16 protein-coding genes are annotated in these 14,046 nt (G+C 68.3%); 13 read left to right on the plus strand and 3 right to left on the minus strand.

Features of this window, described 5'->3' with window-relative positions; all coding sequences use genetic code 11:
• Nucleotide 1: 1 nt before the first annotated feature.
• Complete coding sequence (locus ACF8ME_RS10885; protein WP_012201983.1) at nt 2-775, minus strand: IclR family transcriptional regulator; 774 nt, start codon at nt 773-775, stop codon at nt 2-4.
• 114 nt (nt 776-889) lie between these two features.
• Between ACF8ME_RS10885 and ACF8ME_RS10890 the strand changes: the two genes are divergently transcribed.
• The 6 genes from ACF8ME_RS10890 to ACF8ME_RS10915 all read left to right on the plus strand — a co-directional run bounded on the left by ACF8ME_RS10890 (nt 890) and on the right by ACF8ME_RS10915 (nt 5,452).
• Nucleotides 890-1,645, plus strand: a complete 756-nt coding sequence (locus tag ACF8ME_RS10890) for an SDR family NAD(P)-dependent oxidoreductase (RefSeq protein ID WP_074921160.1) — start codon at nt 890-892, stop codon at nt 1,643-1,645.
• A gap of 13 nt (nt 1,646-1,658) precedes the next feature.
• The gene (locus ACF8ME_RS10895) at nt 1,659-2,045 is read left to right on the plus strand and encodes an NIPSNAP family protein (protein ID WP_047469599.1); all 387 of its coding nucleotides are present in this window, start codon (nt 1,659-1,661) and stop codon (nt 2,043-2,045) included.
• A 12-nt stretch (nt 2,046-2,057) separates the two neighbouring features.
• Nucleotides 2,058-2,609: a VOC family protein gene (locus tag ACF8ME_RS10900; RefSeq protein ID WP_012201980.1), complete on the plus strand. Its 552-nt coding sequence runs from the start codon at nt 2,058-2,060 to the stop codon at nt 2,607-2,609.
• Nucleotides 2,610-2,691: 82 nt separating this feature from the next.
• Complete coding sequence (locus tag ACF8ME_RS10905; protein WP_160851006.1) at nt 2,692-3,666, plus strand: tripartite tricarboxylate transporter substrate binding protein; 975 nt, start codon at nt 2,692-2,694, stop codon at nt 3,664-3,666.
• Nucleotides 3,667-3,670: 4 nt separating this feature from the next.
• Nucleotides 3,671-4,252, plus strand: a complete 582-nt coding sequence (locus ACF8ME_RS10910; RefSeq protein WP_160851004.1) for an NADPH-dependent FMN reductase — start codon at nt 3,671-3,673, stop codon at nt 4,250-4,252.
• 81 nt (nt 4,253-4,333) lie between these two features.
• Complete coding sequence (locus tag ACF8ME_RS10915; RefSeq protein WP_392416388.1) at nt 4,334-5,452, plus strand: alkene reductase; 1,119 nt, start codon at nt 4,334-4,336, stop codon at nt 5,450-5,452.
• Nucleotides 5,453-5,557: 105 nt separating this feature from the next.
• Here the strand turns inward: ACF8ME_RS10915 and ACF8ME_RS10920 are convergent, their stop codons facing one another.
• Nucleotides 5,558-7,261: a methyl-accepting chemotaxis protein gene (locus ACF8ME_RS10920; RefSeq protein WP_016447285.1), complete on the minus strand. Its 1,704-nt coding sequence runs from the start codon at nt 7,259-7,261 to the stop codon at nt 5,558-5,560.
• A gap of 300 nt (nt 7,262-7,561) precedes the next feature.
• Here ACF8ME_RS10920 and ACF8ME_RS10925 point away from each other — a divergent pair, with 300 nt between their 5' ends.
• The gene (locus ACF8ME_RS10925; protein ID WP_012201975.1) at nt 7,562-7,756 is read left to right on the plus strand and encodes a heavy-metal-associated domain-containing protein; all 195 of its coding nucleotides are present in this window, start codon (nt 7,562-7,564) and stop codon (nt 7,754-7,756) included.
• A gap of 21 nt (nt 7,757-7,777) precedes the next feature.
• Nucleotides 7,778-8,215 carry a Cu(I)-responsive transcriptional regulator gene (gene cueR / locus ACF8ME_RS10930; protein WP_043789533.1) on the plus strand — a complete coding sequence of 146 codons (438 nt, stop codon included), beginning with the start codon at nt 7,778-7,780 and terminating at the stop codon, nt 8,213-8,215.
• Here the strand turns inward: cueR and ACF8ME_RS10935 are convergent.
• Nucleotides 8,212-9,003 (minus strand): TetR/AcrR family transcriptional regulator, encoded by a 792-nt coding sequence (locus tag ACF8ME_RS10935; RefSeq protein ID WP_252651931.1) that lies wholly within the window; start codon nt 9,001-9,003, stop codon nt 8,212-8,214. The two genes, cueR and ACF8ME_RS10935, sit on opposite strands and share 4 nt — an antisense overlap.
• Before the next feature lie 130 nt (nt 9,004-9,133).
• Here ACF8ME_RS10935 and ACF8ME_RS10940 point away from each other — a divergent pair, with 130 nt between their 5' ends.
• The 5 genes from ACF8ME_RS10940 to ACF8ME_RS10960 are packed head-to-tail and all read left to right on the plus strand — an operon-like array spanning nt 9,134 to nt 14,006.
• The gene (locus tag ACF8ME_RS10940) at nt 9,134-10,018 is read left to right on the plus strand and encodes an ABC transporter ATP-binding protein (protein ID WP_126311541.1); all 885 of its coding nucleotides are present in this window, start codon (nt 9,134-9,136) and stop codon (nt 10,016-10,018) included.
• On the plus strand, nt 10,015-10,896 hold the full coding sequence (locus ACF8ME_RS10945) for a branched-chain amino acid ABC transporter permease (RefSeq protein WP_017406956.1): 882 nt from the start codon (nt 10,015-10,017) through the stop codon (nt 10,894-10,896). Before ACF8ME_RS10940 ends, ACF8ME_RS10945 begins: the two co-directional genes overlap by 4 nt.
• Before the next feature lie 22 nt (nt 10,897-10,918).
• On the plus strand, nt 10,919-11,956 hold the full coding sequence (locus tag ACF8ME_RS10950) for a branched-chain amino acid ABC transporter permease (protein ID WP_392416390.1): 1,038 nt from the start codon (nt 10,919-10,921) through the stop codon (nt 11,954-11,956).
• A 36-nt stretch (nt 11,957-11,992) separates the two neighbouring features.
• Nucleotides 11,993-13,174 carry an ABC transporter substrate-binding protein gene (locus tag ACF8ME_RS10955; RefSeq protein ID WP_016447278.1) on the plus strand — a complete coding sequence of 394 codons (1,182 nt, stop codon included), beginning with the start codon at nt 11,993-11,995 and terminating at the stop codon, nt 13,172-13,174.
• 13 nt (nt 13,175-13,187) lie between these two features.
• Entirely contained in the window at nt 13,188-14,006 is an 819-nt protein-coding gene (locus ACF8ME_RS10960; RefSeq protein ID WP_133072689.1) for an ABC transporter ATP-binding protein, read from the plus strand.
• Nucleotides 14,007-14,046 lie beyond the last annotated feature (40 nt).

Consider the following 14,046-nt stretch of genomic DNA (forward strand, 5'->3'; position numbering starts at 1 on the left):
CTTATCTTTTGCGCGTGCGGATGCGCTGCTCTATCTGGGCCGCTGCAGCGCGCACCTGCTGGGCGATGCGCCGCACGCGCGCCGCCGTCATGCGCTGGGTCAGCGCGGCCACGCTGACCGCCCCCATGGCCTGGCCCATGCTGTCGCAAAAATGCGCGCCCACGGCCGTCACGCCCAGGCTCACGCGGTTCTGTATCACGGCCACGCCTGCGCGGGCCGTTTCCTCGCAGGCCAGGCGCAGTCCCGCATCGGTGAGCTTGCCAAAGGCCGGCAGGGCGGGCGCCACGCGCTCGATGATGGCCTCGCGCTCCTCTGGCGCAATGGCGGCCAGCACGGCCAGCCCACCGGCGCCCACGCCCAGCGGGCGCCGGCTGCCGACCTGCAGCACCAGCGTGCGTATGGGGAAGTCGCCTTCGAGCCGGTGCAGGCACACGGCCTCGAATCCGCTGCGCACCACCAGGTAGGCCGTGTCCTCGGTTTCACGTGACAGCGCCGCCATGGCCGGCTCGCACAGGTCGCGTATGTCGTGCAGCATCGACCCGGCCAGGCCCAGTTCGAAGGCCAGCGGCCCCAGCCGGTAGCGGTGGGTCTGGGCGTCGTGCACCACCAGGCGCTCGGCAATCAGCTGCTTGAGGATGCGGTGGGCCGAAGGGTGGGGCACGCCGGATTTTTCGGCCAGTTCGCTGAGCGGGCAACCGCGCACGCCCCCGGTCGCCAGCAGCTTGAGAAAGGCCACGCCCCGCTTGAGGGAGCCGGCATCGGACGATGAGGTCATGTTCGTTTATCGGACAACTGAGTAGCGCCGCCGGGCGATTTGAAAACAATCGGAATGGCCGATCAACCACGGCCCGGCCAGGGCACGGCAAGGCCGGGCGCCACGGATTTCCGAATGATGCAACTCTCCCATCCGCCATTGCAAGACAGAATCGCCGTCGTCACCGGCGCCAGCAGCGGCATAGGCGCCGCCACGGCGCGGGCCCTGGCCAGCGAAGGCGCCACCGTCGTGATCGGCTACCACCAGGGCCGCGACCGCGCCCAGGCGCTGCGCGAGGAACTGCCGGGCAGCCACCACACGCTGCAGCTGTCGCTGCAAGACGAGGCAAGCCACGCCACCGCCGCCCAGTGGCTGCAGCAGCACCTGGGCCGGGTGGACCTGCTGGTCAACTGCGCGGGCTTCACCGAGCGCATCGCGCACGCGCAGATCGATGCGCTGGAGCCCGCGCTGTTCAACCGCATCCTGTGCGCCAACGTGGGCGGCACCTATGCCGTGACGCGGGCCCTGCTGCCGCTGCTGCGCGCCTCGCAGGATGCCGCCGTGGTCAACGTGTCCTCGGTCTCCGCCTTCACGGGCCTGGGCAGCAACATGGCCTATTGCGCCGCCAAGGCCGCGCTGGACACGCTGACGGTGTCCATGGCGCGCGCCTTCGGCCCGGTGCGCTTTCTCTGCGTCTCGCCCGCCGCCGTGGACACTGGCTTCGTCGGGGGCCGCAGCCGCCAGGAGCTGGAGAAAAAGGCCGCGCACACGCCGCTGGGCCGCGTGGTCGAGCCCGGCGATGTGGCGCAGGCCATCCTCGCCTGCGCCACGCATCTGCGCACGGCCACGGGCACGCGCATCGTGATCGACGGCGGCCACAGCCTCGGTTGAAAAAAGGCACGGCATGCTCGTCGAACAACGCACCTACACCGCCCACCCCGGCAAGTGGCGGGACTACCTGGCGCTCTACCAGGCCGAGGGCCTGGAGCTGCAGCAACGCATTCTGGGCCGCATGGTCGGCTACTACACCAGCGACTCGGGGCCACTCAACCAGATCGTCCACCTGTGGGCCTATACGGACCTGAACGAGCGCGCCGAGCGCCGCGCCCGCCTGCTGGCCGAGCCACGCTGGCAGGCCTATGTCGCGCGCATGCTGCCGCTGCTGCAAAGCCAGGAATCGAAGCTCCTGGTCCCGGCCCCCTTCTTCCAGCCCCAGTGGAGCGGCTGCCAGGAGCCGCTCCACGGCGCCACAGGCCCCGCGTCCACTTCCGGCCCCTTTTCCACCGACTGACAGGAGACATCCATGCTGTGCAAAAAGCTTCACCACGCCGCCTACCGCTGCAAGGACGCGGCCGAGACCGTGCGCTTCTATACCGAGGTGCTGGGCCTGCGCTTCACCCACGCCATGGGCGAGGACCATGTGCCCTCCACGGGCCAGTACAGCCCGCACATCCACATCTTTTTCGAGATGGAGGACGGCAGCTCCATCGCCTTCTTCGAGTGCCCCAGGGACCCGGGCCAGATGAAGGACATGGAGTCGCCGGGCTGGATACAGCACTTCGCCTTCGAGGTCGCCGACGTGGACACCGTGCTGCGCGCCCGGCAGGACCTGCTGGACCGGGGCATTGACGTGGTGGGCCCCACCAACCACGACGACTTCATCACCTCCATCTACTTCTTCGACCCTTCGGGCCACCGCCTGGAGCTGACCGCGCGCACGGCCGACGCGGCGCGCCACCAGGTCTTCGAGCAGGAGGCCATGCAGGTGCTGGCCCTGTGGAACGAGACCCACGACTGGTCGCAGCGCGAAAAGCTCTACGGCGCCCAGACCGGCTACGCACGCGCGGACCGCTAGCCGCAACACCAGCCAGGCCTGCCAGGCCTGCCAGGCCACTGGACACGTCCGCCGCGCGCAATACAAAAAAAGGAGACACGACATGACTGCCATCACCCGACGCACGGCCCTGCTTGCAGGCGCCGCCTCACTCGCCCTGCCCACGGCCCGGGCCCAGGGCGGTTTTCCCAACCGGCCCATTCAATTGATCCACGGCTTTGGCGCGGGCGGCAATGCCGACGTGGTGGCCCGGCTCGTGGCCCAGAAGCTGCAGGAGTCGCTCAGGCAACCCGTGGTGGTGGAGATCAAGAGCGGCGCGGGCGGCTCCATTGCCAGCAACTTCGTGGCCAAGGCGGTGCCGGACGGCTACAGCCTGGTCATGCTCACGGGCGCGCACACCGTGTCGGCCGCGCTGCGCAAATCGCTGCCCTACGACGCGGTCAAGGACTTCGCCTTTGTCTCCACCGTCTCGTCCTTTCCCTTCGTGGTGGCCGTGCGCGCCGAGCATCCCGCCAGGACCCTGGCCGATCTGCTGGCCATGGCCCGCAAGGAGCCGGGACGCATCACCTTCACCTCGGTGGGCGTGGGCTCCACCCAGCACATGGCCGGCGAGCTGCTGGGCTCCACGGCCAAGGTGCAGCTGCTGCACGTGCCCTACCGGGGCGGCGGCGCACCCGTGCAGGCCGTGATAGCAGGCGATGTGGACGTGCTCAGCGACACGCTGACCGTGGCCATGCCGCACATCAAGTCGGGCCGGCTGCGCGCCCTGGCTGTCACCAGCGCCCAGGCCTGGCCCACCCTGCCCGAGGTGCCGCCGGCCTCGGCCGTGCTGCCCGGCTTCGAGGTGCGCTCCTGGCTGGGCCTGGCCGCGCCCGCAGGCACGCCCGCCGACGTGGTGCAAAGGCTGGCCGCCGAAACCCACAAGGCCCTGAAGGAGCCCGACCTGCTCCAGGCCCTGGCCAGCGCCGGCAGCGCGGCCACGCCCTGCAGCCCCGAGGAGATGCGTGGCATGGTGGGCACCGAAATCGCGCGCTGGCGCGGCGTCATCCAGCAGGTCGGCATTCCGCTGCAGGCCTGACGCCATGGACATCATCGGCCTGTGCGGCAGCCTGCGCCGCCATTCACTGAACCGCATGCTGCTGGAGCTGGCGGGCGAATGCCTGCCACCCCAGGCCACGATGCAGGTCTGCGACTGGCGCGCGCTGCCGCCGCTGGATGCCGGCCTGCTGGCCACGGGCATGCCCGAATCCGTGCACCAGTTGCGCGAGCGCATCCGCCGCGCCGACGCCGTGGTGCTGGCCACGCCCGAGTACAACTTCTCCATTCCAGGCATGTTCAAGAATGCGCTGGACTGGATCTCGCGTGGCGACGACCAACCCTTTCGGCACAAGCCCGTGGCCCTTGTCTCGGCCTCGCCGGGCCCGCTGGGCGGGGCGCGCGTGCAGTACGAACTTCGCAAGGTATTGCAGTGCATGGAAGCCGACGTGCTGGCCCGGCCCGAGGTGTTTGTGGGCCAGGCGGCGCAGAAATTCGACAGCCAGGGCCTGTGCACCGATGCCGCCACGCGCAGCTTCGTGACAGCGCAGATGCAGGCGCTGGGCCGACTCGTGGCACAGCACCGTCGCCTGCACGACAGCGCGCAAATCCCTGGCCTGCACGATTGATTCCATGGGCGTAATCTGTGCCGTACGCCGCGCCGCCCGCACGGGCGGCGCTTTTGCTTCACGCACAGAAAGCCCCGTTGCATGACCTCTCTGTTCGAACCCATACAGGCTGGCGAACTGCGCCTGCCCAACCGCATCGCCATGGCGCCGCTGACGCGCAACCGCGCACCCCAGGCCCTGCCCAACGACATCATGGTCACCTACTACGCCCAGCGCGCCAGCGCCGGCCTGCTGATCAGCGAAGGCACGGCCATCAGCCACCAGGGCCAGGGCTATGCCCATGTGCCGGGCCTGTACGGCAGCGAGCAGCTCGACGGCTGGAGGCGCGTGACCGACGCCGTGCACAAGGAGGGCGGGCGCATCGTCACCCAGCTGTGGCATGTGGGCCGGGTCTCGCACACCTCGCTGCAGCCCGAAGGCCAGGCGCCCGTGGGGCCGTCCCCGGTGGCGGCCAGATCCAAGACCTATGTGATCGACGAGGACTCGGGCAAGGGCCAGTTCGTGCCCACCTCCGCGCCGCGCGCGCTCGCCCAGCAGGAGCTTCCCGCCATCGTCCACAGCTTCGCCGTGGCCGCGCGCAATGCCGTGGAGACGGCCGGTTTCGACGGCGTGGAGCTGCACGGCGCCAACGGCTACCTGCTGGATCAGTTCCTCAAGACCGGAGCCAACCGGCGCGATGACGACTACGGCGGCAGCATCGAGAACCGCGCCCGCCTGCTGCTCGAATGCACGCGCGCCGCCGCCGATGCCGTGGGCGGCGGCCGCGTGGGCATCCGCCTGTCGCCCGTCACGCCGGCCAACGACATCGCCGATGCCGACCCCCAGCCGCTGTTCGAATACGTGGTGCGCCAGCTGGCGCCGCTGGGCCTGGCCTACATCCACATCATCGAAGGCGCCACCGGCGGCCCGCGTGAATTGCCCGACCGGCCCTTCGACTACGCGGCCCTCAAATCCGCCTACCGCGAGGCCGGCGGCCAGGGCGCCTGGATGGTCAACAACGGCTATGACCGCGACATGGCGCTGCGCGCCGTGGAAAACGGCCACGCCGATATCGTGGCCTTCGGCAAGGCCTTCATCTCCAATCCCGACCTGGTCCACCGCCTGCGCGACGACCTGCCGCTGAACCCCTGGAACTCCAGCCTTTTCTACGGCGGCGGCGCAGAGGGCTATATCGACTACCCGTTCGCGCGCCAGGCCTGATTTGCGGCGCTGCAAAGCAAAAAGCCCGCAGGCATGGCCTGCGGGCTTTTTTCGTTCGCGCGATTCACGGGGTCACGTGAAACAGGGCCGCTGGCCCCTGCCTTCTCAGGCGTGTTCCAGCAGCTGGGTCTCGCGCGTGTCCCGGCCAGAGGCCAGCGAGGCGCGGCCTGCCGCCGGCGCCAGGCTGGGCTGGCCCTGGGAGGGACGGCCATAGGAAGCATGCGAGCCCATGGACGCCACGGCCGCACCGGCAATGCGGAACTGGCCCACCACCTGCGCCAGGCGCGCGGCCTGCTCGCGCAGCGACTCGGCAGCGGCAGCCGATTCCTCGACCAGGGCTGCGTTCTGCTGCGTCATGCGGTCGATATCGCCCACAGCCTGGTTGACCTGGCCGATGCCGCCCGACTGCTCGCTGGAAGCCGCCGTGATCTCGCCAATGATGTCGCCCACGCGCTGCACGCTGTCCACGATCTCCTTCATGGTCTTGCCAGCATCCTCCACCTGGCGCACGCCCACGTCCACGGCCTGCACGCTGGTCTGGATCAGCGCCTTGATCTCGCTGGCCGCCTGGGCCGAGCGCTGGGCCAGGGATCGCACCTCGGCCGCCACCACGGCAAAGCCGCGGCCCTGCTCGCCGGCGCGCGCCGCTTCCACGGCGGCGTTCAGCGCCAGGATGTTGGTCTGGAAGGCGATGGAGTCGATCAGGCCGATGATGTCGCCGATCTTGCGGCTGGAGGTCGTGATCTCCTGCATGCTCACCACGGCCTGGGCCACCACGTCGCCACCGCGCGTGGCCGTGGTCGAGGCAGAGGCCGCCAGCTGGTTGGCCAGCTGCGAGGACGATGCCGTCTGCTGCACCGTGGCCGTGAGCTGGGACAGCGAGGCCACGGTCTCCTGCACATTGCTGGCCGTCTGCTCTGTGCGCGAGGACAGGTCCTGGTTGCCCGTGGCGATCTCCTGGCTGGCCGTGGCGATGTTGCCGCTGGCGTCGCGCACCTGGGTCACCATGGAGCCCAGGCTCTGCTGCATCTGGTCCAGCGCGCGCTGCAGGTCGGCCACCTCGTCCTTGCCCTCCACCTTCACGCTCTGCGACAGGTCGCCCTGGGCGATGGTCAGCGCCGTCTGGCGCGCCTGCACCAGGGGGCGGCAGATGGACAGCATGTTCATCAGCGTCAGCGGCACCACCACCAGCACCGTGAGCACCACGGCGGCAACGAAGATCCACTGCGTCTGCTCGGCCACGCCCTGCTCCTCGGCGGCCATGGCATCGACCTGCTGGCGCAGCAGCTGGTCGAGCTGGGCGATGAGCTTCTCGACCTCGGCCACCTCGGCCATGGCCTTGCCGCTCATGCGGTTGGCCGTGGTGGCCGTGTCGTAGCCACCGGCCTCCAGCTGGCGCGCAATGTGCTCGAACTGCTGGCGGTAGCGGTCCACACGGTCGGAGATGCCGCTGACGATGGCATCGTCGGCAGGGTCCTCGTCCTTCAGAAAACGCCCCGCCACGGCCTTGACGCGCTCGATGGCCGCCAACCACTGCCCGTGGGCCTTGCGCACCTCGTCGGCACGCTCGTACTGGATGATCATGTCCTTTTCATGGGCGCGCACCGCGCCCAGCTCGGCGCGCAACTCCACCATGTAGCCCATCTTGGCGTACGAGGTATGCATGAACTGCTGACTCATGCCATGGATGCGGAACATGCCCAGCATCCCGGCTCCGCCCAGCAGACCCAGCAGCACCAGCACCATGGCGATGGCACCCAGCATCCGCGTGCGGATCGTGAAAGCCCGCATCATTCCCAACAAGTTCATGACCGTTTTCCTCTCTGTCAGTCAGGGCGCACGCACGGTCTCCAAATGCATAGCGCCAACGTAAATACAAATTGTTGCAGTTTGTCAGATGATCGCCAATGGTCTATGACGGTTTTTGCATATTCACGGCTCTTTTCGATCTATCGGCCATTGCAGCGGATCATTGAGCCGGCCGACTCACATCGAGTTGGGCCAAATCAACCCTTGCCCAGCCAGGCGCTTGACCTTGCCATGGTGTCAGGGTTCAACATGCCGTCCATGGCTTGCGCCACTTCGGCGCGCCCCAACCAGGAGCTAGAAATGCAACATGTTTTCACCGTGCAGGGCATGACCTGCGGCCACTGCGAACGCGCCGTCACCCAGGCCGTGCAGGGCGTGGATGACCAGGCCCAGGTAAAAATCGATCGCGCAGCCCAGCGCGTGGAAGTCGACAGCAGCGCCAGCCGCGAGGCACTGGGCGCGGCCATCGCCGAAGAAGGCTACAAGGTCGCCTGAGTCCCCGGAGTGACACGCACCATGTCCGCCCAAGCACAGCACTGGCCCGTCTCCATCGGCGAGGCCGCGCGCCGCGCCGGTGTCTCGGCGCGCATGGTGCGCCACTACGAAGCCCAGGGCCTGCTGCCGCCCATGCACCGCACGGACGGCGGCTACCGCCAGTACGCCGAGTCCGACGTGCACGCCCTGCGCTTCATCCGCCGCGCCCGCGACCTCGGTTTCTCCATGGACGAGATCGCCACCTTGCTGGGCCTGTGGCAGGACAAGAGCCGTGCCAGCAGCCAGGTCAAGGACATCGCCCAGCGCCACATCGACGCACTGACCGAGCGCATCGCCGCCATGCAGGCCATGCAGCGCACGCTCAAGACCCTGGTGCACTGCTGCCACGGCGACGACCGGCCGGACTGCCCGATATTGGATGATCTGGCAGCGCAGGACGAGGGCAGTACGGCGCCCTAGCCTGCTGCCCCGCCGGGCGGTTGTCCTGGGCCTCGGGCCTCGGCTGCTGCACGTTTCGAATCCGGATTGCGCGCCCGCTTCTTTTGCTGTGCAGGGGCCTGGTCCCTGCGCAACACCCCCCCCATCAAGGTATCAATGCACTGCTGCGCCACTTCCTCGGCCGAGTACTGGCCGCCGGGCTGGTACCAGCGGCCTATCCAGCTGAGCGCGCCGGCAATCACGAAGGCCGTCATCTTGGGGTCGCAGGGGGCCAGGGAGCCCTCCTGCACGCCAGCGGCCACCAGGCGGCGGAAGGCCTGGTCTATGGCGGCCTTCTGGCGGCGCAGTTCGCGGCGGCTGTCGGGAGGGACCTGTTCGTCGCCCACGCGGATCAGGCACATGCCGAAGTCCATGGTGACGATGCGCGCATAGACCTGCATGCAGGCGCGCAGCTGGTCCACGGCCTGGCCACCTGCGCGGCGCGAGGCCTCGATGCCTTCCAGCGTCATGGCCAGGCCCTGGTTCACGCACTGCAGCAGGATCTCGTCCTTGTTCTTGACGTAGTAGTACAGCGTGGGCTTGCTCACGCCCAGCCGCGCGGCGATGTCGTCCAGCGAGGTGGCGGAGAAGCCGCGCTCGTTGAACAGCTGCGCGGCGGCCTGCAGCACGGCCTGGCGCTTGGCCTCGCGCTGCTGCTCGCGGTCGGGCGTGCCGCTCCAGGGCGAGTCCACGGCGGGCGCCGCACGGCCTTTGCGGGCGCGGGTTCCGGGGCTGGGTCGGGTCTTGGTTTCAGGGCTCGATGGCTTCATGGCGGCGGGTGCACCGGGGAAATCACCGATGCTGCATGCGGTGGGCGACAACCAGAATCTACTCCAAAGTAAGCAGTCTACGCACCAGTAGGCTCCTGCCCGGCTCGACGAACCAACGCACGAGACAGCCATGGAGACACACCCCGACGGCGGCCGGCCCGCCCCCTTGCTGCAGGTCGATGGCATCACGCTCGCCTTTGGCGGAGTGAAGGCGCTGTCGGGCGTGGGCTTCGATGTGCAGCCCGGCTCGATCACGGCCGTGATCGGTCCCAACGGCGCGGGCAAGACGTCGCTGTTCAACACCATCTCGGGCTTTTACCGGCCCACGGGCGGCTCCATCCGCTTCCAGGGCGAGGACATCACGCGCGTGCCGGCGCCGCGCCGCGCGCGGCTGGGCCTGGGGCGCAGCTTCCAGAACATTGCGCTGTTCCGGGGCATGACGGTGCTGGACAACATCAAGCTGGGCCGCCACGCCCACCTGCGCACCAACGTGTTCGATGCGCTGCTCTACCTGGGCCGCGCTCGCCGCGAAGAGGCCGAGCTGCGCCGCGACATCGAGGAGCGCATCATCGATTTCCTGGAGATAGACCACATCCGACATGCGCCCGTGGCCGCCCTGTCCTACGGGTTGCAAAAGCGCGTGGAGATGGCGCGCGCCCTGGCCATGCAGCCGCGCATCCTGATGCTGGACGAGCCCGTGGCCGGCATGAACCGCGAGGAGACCGAGGACATGGCGCGCTTCATCCTGGACGTGCGCGCCGAATGGGGCGTGACCGTGCTCATGGTGGAGCACGACATGGGCATGGTCATGGACCTGTCCGACCATGTGGTGGTGCTCAACTTCGGCCAGGTCATCGCCCAGGGCACGCCCGCCGTGGTGCAGGCCGATCCCGAGGTGAACCGGGCCTACCTGGGCGCCGGTGATGTGGGCGAGCTGCGGCGCCGGCTGCGTGGCGCGTCCGCCCGGCCGGAGCCCGCCACGCCGCAGCCTGCCCTGGCACAGGAAGCCGCATGATGGACTGGGCCTACCTGTTCGAGATCGCCCTCACGGGCCTGGCCGGCGGCGGCCTGTATGCGCTGGCCGCGCTGGCCTTCGTGGTGGTCTACAAGGCCACGCGCGTGGTCAACATCGCCATCGGCGAGCTGCTGATGGTGGGCGCCTACCTGTTCTTCACCTTCGCGGCCATGTTCGCGCTGCCGCTGTGGCTGGCCATTCCCGCCGCCGTGCTGGGCACGGGGCTGCTGGGCGCGCTGATCGAGCGCACCATGATCCGGCCGCTGCTGGGCGAGCCGCCGATCTCGGTGTTCATGGTCACCGTGGGCCTGGCCTCGGTGCTGGTGGGCCTGGTGGAGCTGATCTGGACGGCCGACCAGCGCCGCCTGCCCGAGTTCATGCCCACGCAGCCCGTGATGATCGGCGAGGCCTTTCTCGCGCCCAAGGTGGCCTGGGGCGCAGCCGTGGCCGTGGTCTTCATCGCGGCCGTGCTGCTGGTGTTCCGCTACTGGCGCGGCGGCGTGGCCCTGCGCGCCACGGCCAGCGACCAGGCAGCGGCCTATTCGGTGGGCATCAATGTGCCGCGCGTGTTCTCGCTGGCGTGGGCGGTGTCGGCCATGATCGCCGCCGTGTCGGGAATCATCGTCGGCTCCATCGGCGGCATCTCGTCGAGCATGGGCGTGTTCGGCCTGTCGGTGCTGGTGGTCGTCATCGTGGGCGGGCTGGACAGCGTGCTGGGCGCCCTGGTCGGCGGCCTGTTCATCGGCCTGGTGGAGGCGCTGGCCGGCGCCTACCTGGGCGGCGAATACAAGCTGCTGGCCACCTTCATCGTGCTGGTCGTGGTGCTGATGCTCAGGCCCTACGGCCTGTTCGGCACACACGAGATCGAGCGGCTCTAGACAGCTTCAGAAAGACGGCAGCATGCGCATAGGCACCCTCAAGGAAAGCTACATCGCCGATGCGGCGCTGTTCGACTCCCGCACGCAACGCATCTGGCTGGCCATGGCCGGTGCGCTGCTGCTGCTGTTTCCCTTCATGGCCAGCGACTACTGGCTGTACCTGGCCTGCCTGGTCAGCATCAACGTGGCCAGCGCCACGGGGCTGAACATCCTCACGGGCTACACGGGCCTGGTGAGCCTGGGCCAGGCCGCCTTCATGGGCCTGGGCGCCTATACGGTGGCCATCGTGCAGGCGCGCTGGGGCACGCCCGTGCTGTTCAACCTGCTGGCGGGCGGCTTCGTGGCCATGCTGGGCGGCATCGTGGTGGGCCTGCCCTCGCTGCGCGTCAAGGGCCTGTACCTGGCGATTGCCACCATCGCGGCCTCGTTCATCGCGCACTTCCTGTTCGCCAACCTCAGGCTCACGGGCGGCACGGCCGGCCTGACGCTGCAGCCCGCCACGGTGTTCGGTGTGGCGCTGGACACCTCGTTCCGGCTGTACTGGGTGATCATGCCGGTCACGCTGCTGATGCTGCTGGGCGCGGCCAACCTGTTTCGCACACGCACAGGCCGCGCCTTCATCGCCATCCGCGACCGCGACATCTCGGCCGAGGTGCTGGGCATACCGCTGCTGCGCTACAAGCTGCTGTCGTTCGGGCTGTCCTCGTTCTACGCGGGCGTGGCGGGCGGGCTGTGGGCGTACTTCTTCCGCGTGGTCACGCCCGAGAGCTTTCCGCTCTTGATGTCCATCTTCTTTCTCGCGGCCATCATCGTCGGCGGCATGGGCTCCATCCTGGGCTCCATCCTGGGCGCGGTCTTCATGACCATGGTGCCGGAGCTGCTCAAGCTCATCGTGGACCTGCTGCCCGGCGGCTCCGAGCTCACCGTCTTCCTGTCGCCCGTGCGCACCATGGTGTTCGGGCTGCTGATCATCGTCTTTCTGGTCTTCGAGCCGCAGGGGCTCGCACAAATGTGGCGGCGCCTGCGCCGCTTCTTCCACCTGTGGCCCTTCCGCAATTGAGGCGGCGCCGCGCACGACAAGCAAAAGGAGACAAGCATGCAGCAACACCCGACCTCCTCGCGCCGCCGCAGCCTGCTGCTGGCGGCCGGCGCCAGCCTGGCCGCGCCGCTGGCCGCCCGCGCCCAGGCTGGCGGCGAAGACATCGTGATCGGCGGCTCCATCCCCATGACGGGCGTGTTCGCCTTCGCGGGCGTGGGCATCAATGCCGGCATGGGCGACTACGTGAAGATCGTCAACGAGGCCGGCGGCATCAAGGGCCGCAAGGTCCGCTACGTGCCCGAGGACACGGGCTACAAGGTCGATGTCTCGGTGGCCGCGTTCAAGAAGATCACCAGCCAGAACAAGGTCAACCTCTACTACGGCGACTCCACGGGCTTTTCCAAGACCATCAACCCCGAGCTGGACCGCAACGGCGCCATCCTCATGGCGGGCGCCTCCTTCGCCACCGAGCTCAACAACCCGGCCAAGTACCCGAACCAGTTCCTCGTGGGGCCCGACTACACGGAGATGTTCGGCATCCTGCTCAAGCACATCGCCAAGGAAAAGCCGGGCGCCAAGGTGGCCTTCGTCTACTCCGACTCCGAATTCGGCCGCGACCCCATCGAGGCCAGCGAAGCGGCCGCCAAGAAGCTGGGCCTGAACATGGTGGCCAAGCTGATGACGCCGCCCGGCAGCGTGGACGTGTCCACCGAAGTCATCAAGCTGCGCCGCGCCGCGCCCGACTACACCATCTTCCACGGCTACATCCTCGCGCCCATTCCCGAGTTCATCCAGCAGGGCAAGCAGATGGGCATGACCAGCCGATGGATGGGCACCTTCTGGACCATGGACAGCTCCACCGTCATGAAGATGGGCGAGGCCGGCGACGGCTTCATGGGCGTCATGCCCTACCGCTACTACTACGACACCTCGGCCAAGGCGCCCATGCTGGACAAGATCCGCGCGCTGCGCCCCGAGTACCAGAGCACGGCCTATATCCAGGGCTTTCTGGCGGCCATGCTGTTCGTGGAATCGGCCAGGCGCTGCCTGGACGCTGGCAAGCCGCTCACCGGCCCCAACCTCAAGGCCGCGCTCAACTCCATCAAGGACTTCGACACGGGCGGACTGATCGGCGTGCCCATCACCATCAAGGGCAATTCGATTCCCGTGGGCCGCGTCTACAAGGCGGACATGAAGGCGCAGAAGATGCTCCCAGCGTCCGACTGGATAGCGCTCTGAATCCCGTGGCGCCATGACCCAGACTGCCCAGGATCTGGTCCTCGAAATCAACAACATCGAGGTCATCTACAACAAGGTCGTGCAGGCCCTGCGCGGCCTGTCGCTGGCCGTTCCGCGCGGCCAGATCGTGGCGCTGCTGGGCAGCAACGGCGCGGGCAAGAGCACCACGCTCAAGGCCGTCTCCGGACTGCTGGCGCTGGAGGACGGCCTGCTGGCCAGCGGCAGCGTGCGCTACAACGGCCAGTCCACCGCGCAGTACGCGCCCCAGCAGCTGGTGCGCCTGGGGCTGTCGCATGTGATGGAGGGCCGGCGCGTGTTCGAGGACCTCACGGTGGAGGAAAACCTCGTGGCCGCGACCTACGCGCTCACGGGCCGCCATCAAGTCAAGCCCGACTTCGACCTGGTCTACAGCTACTTCCCGCGCCTGCATGAGCGACGCAAAGGCCTGGCCGGCTACCTGTCGGGCGGCGAGCAGCAGATGCTGGCCATTGGCCGCGCGCTGATCGCCGAGCCCCAGCTCATGCTGCTGGACGAGCCCTCGCTGGGCCTGGCGCCCAAGCTGGTGGAGGACATCTTCACCATCATCGCGCGCATCAATGCCGAGCGCGGCACCTCCATGCTGCTGGTCGAGCAGAACGCCACCGTGGCCCTGGCCGTGGCGCACAGCGGCTACATCATGGAGAACGGCAAGATCGTCATCGACGGCCCGGCCGAACGCCTGGCCCAGGATGCCGACGTGCGCGAGTTCTACCTGGGCATGGGTGGTGGCGGCGAGGCAAAAAGTTTTCGCGACCTGAAGCACTACAAGCGCCGCAAGCGCTGGTTGTCATGAAGCACCCCCTGAGTCGCTTCGCGCCTTCCCCCTCTCTCCC

The organism is Delftia sp. WSY_7 (assembly GCF_043104845.1).
Taxonomy (GTDB): domain Bacteria; phylum Pseudomonadota; class Gammaproteobacteria; order Burkholderiales; family Burkholderiaceae_C; genus Comamonas; species Comamonas tsuruhatensis.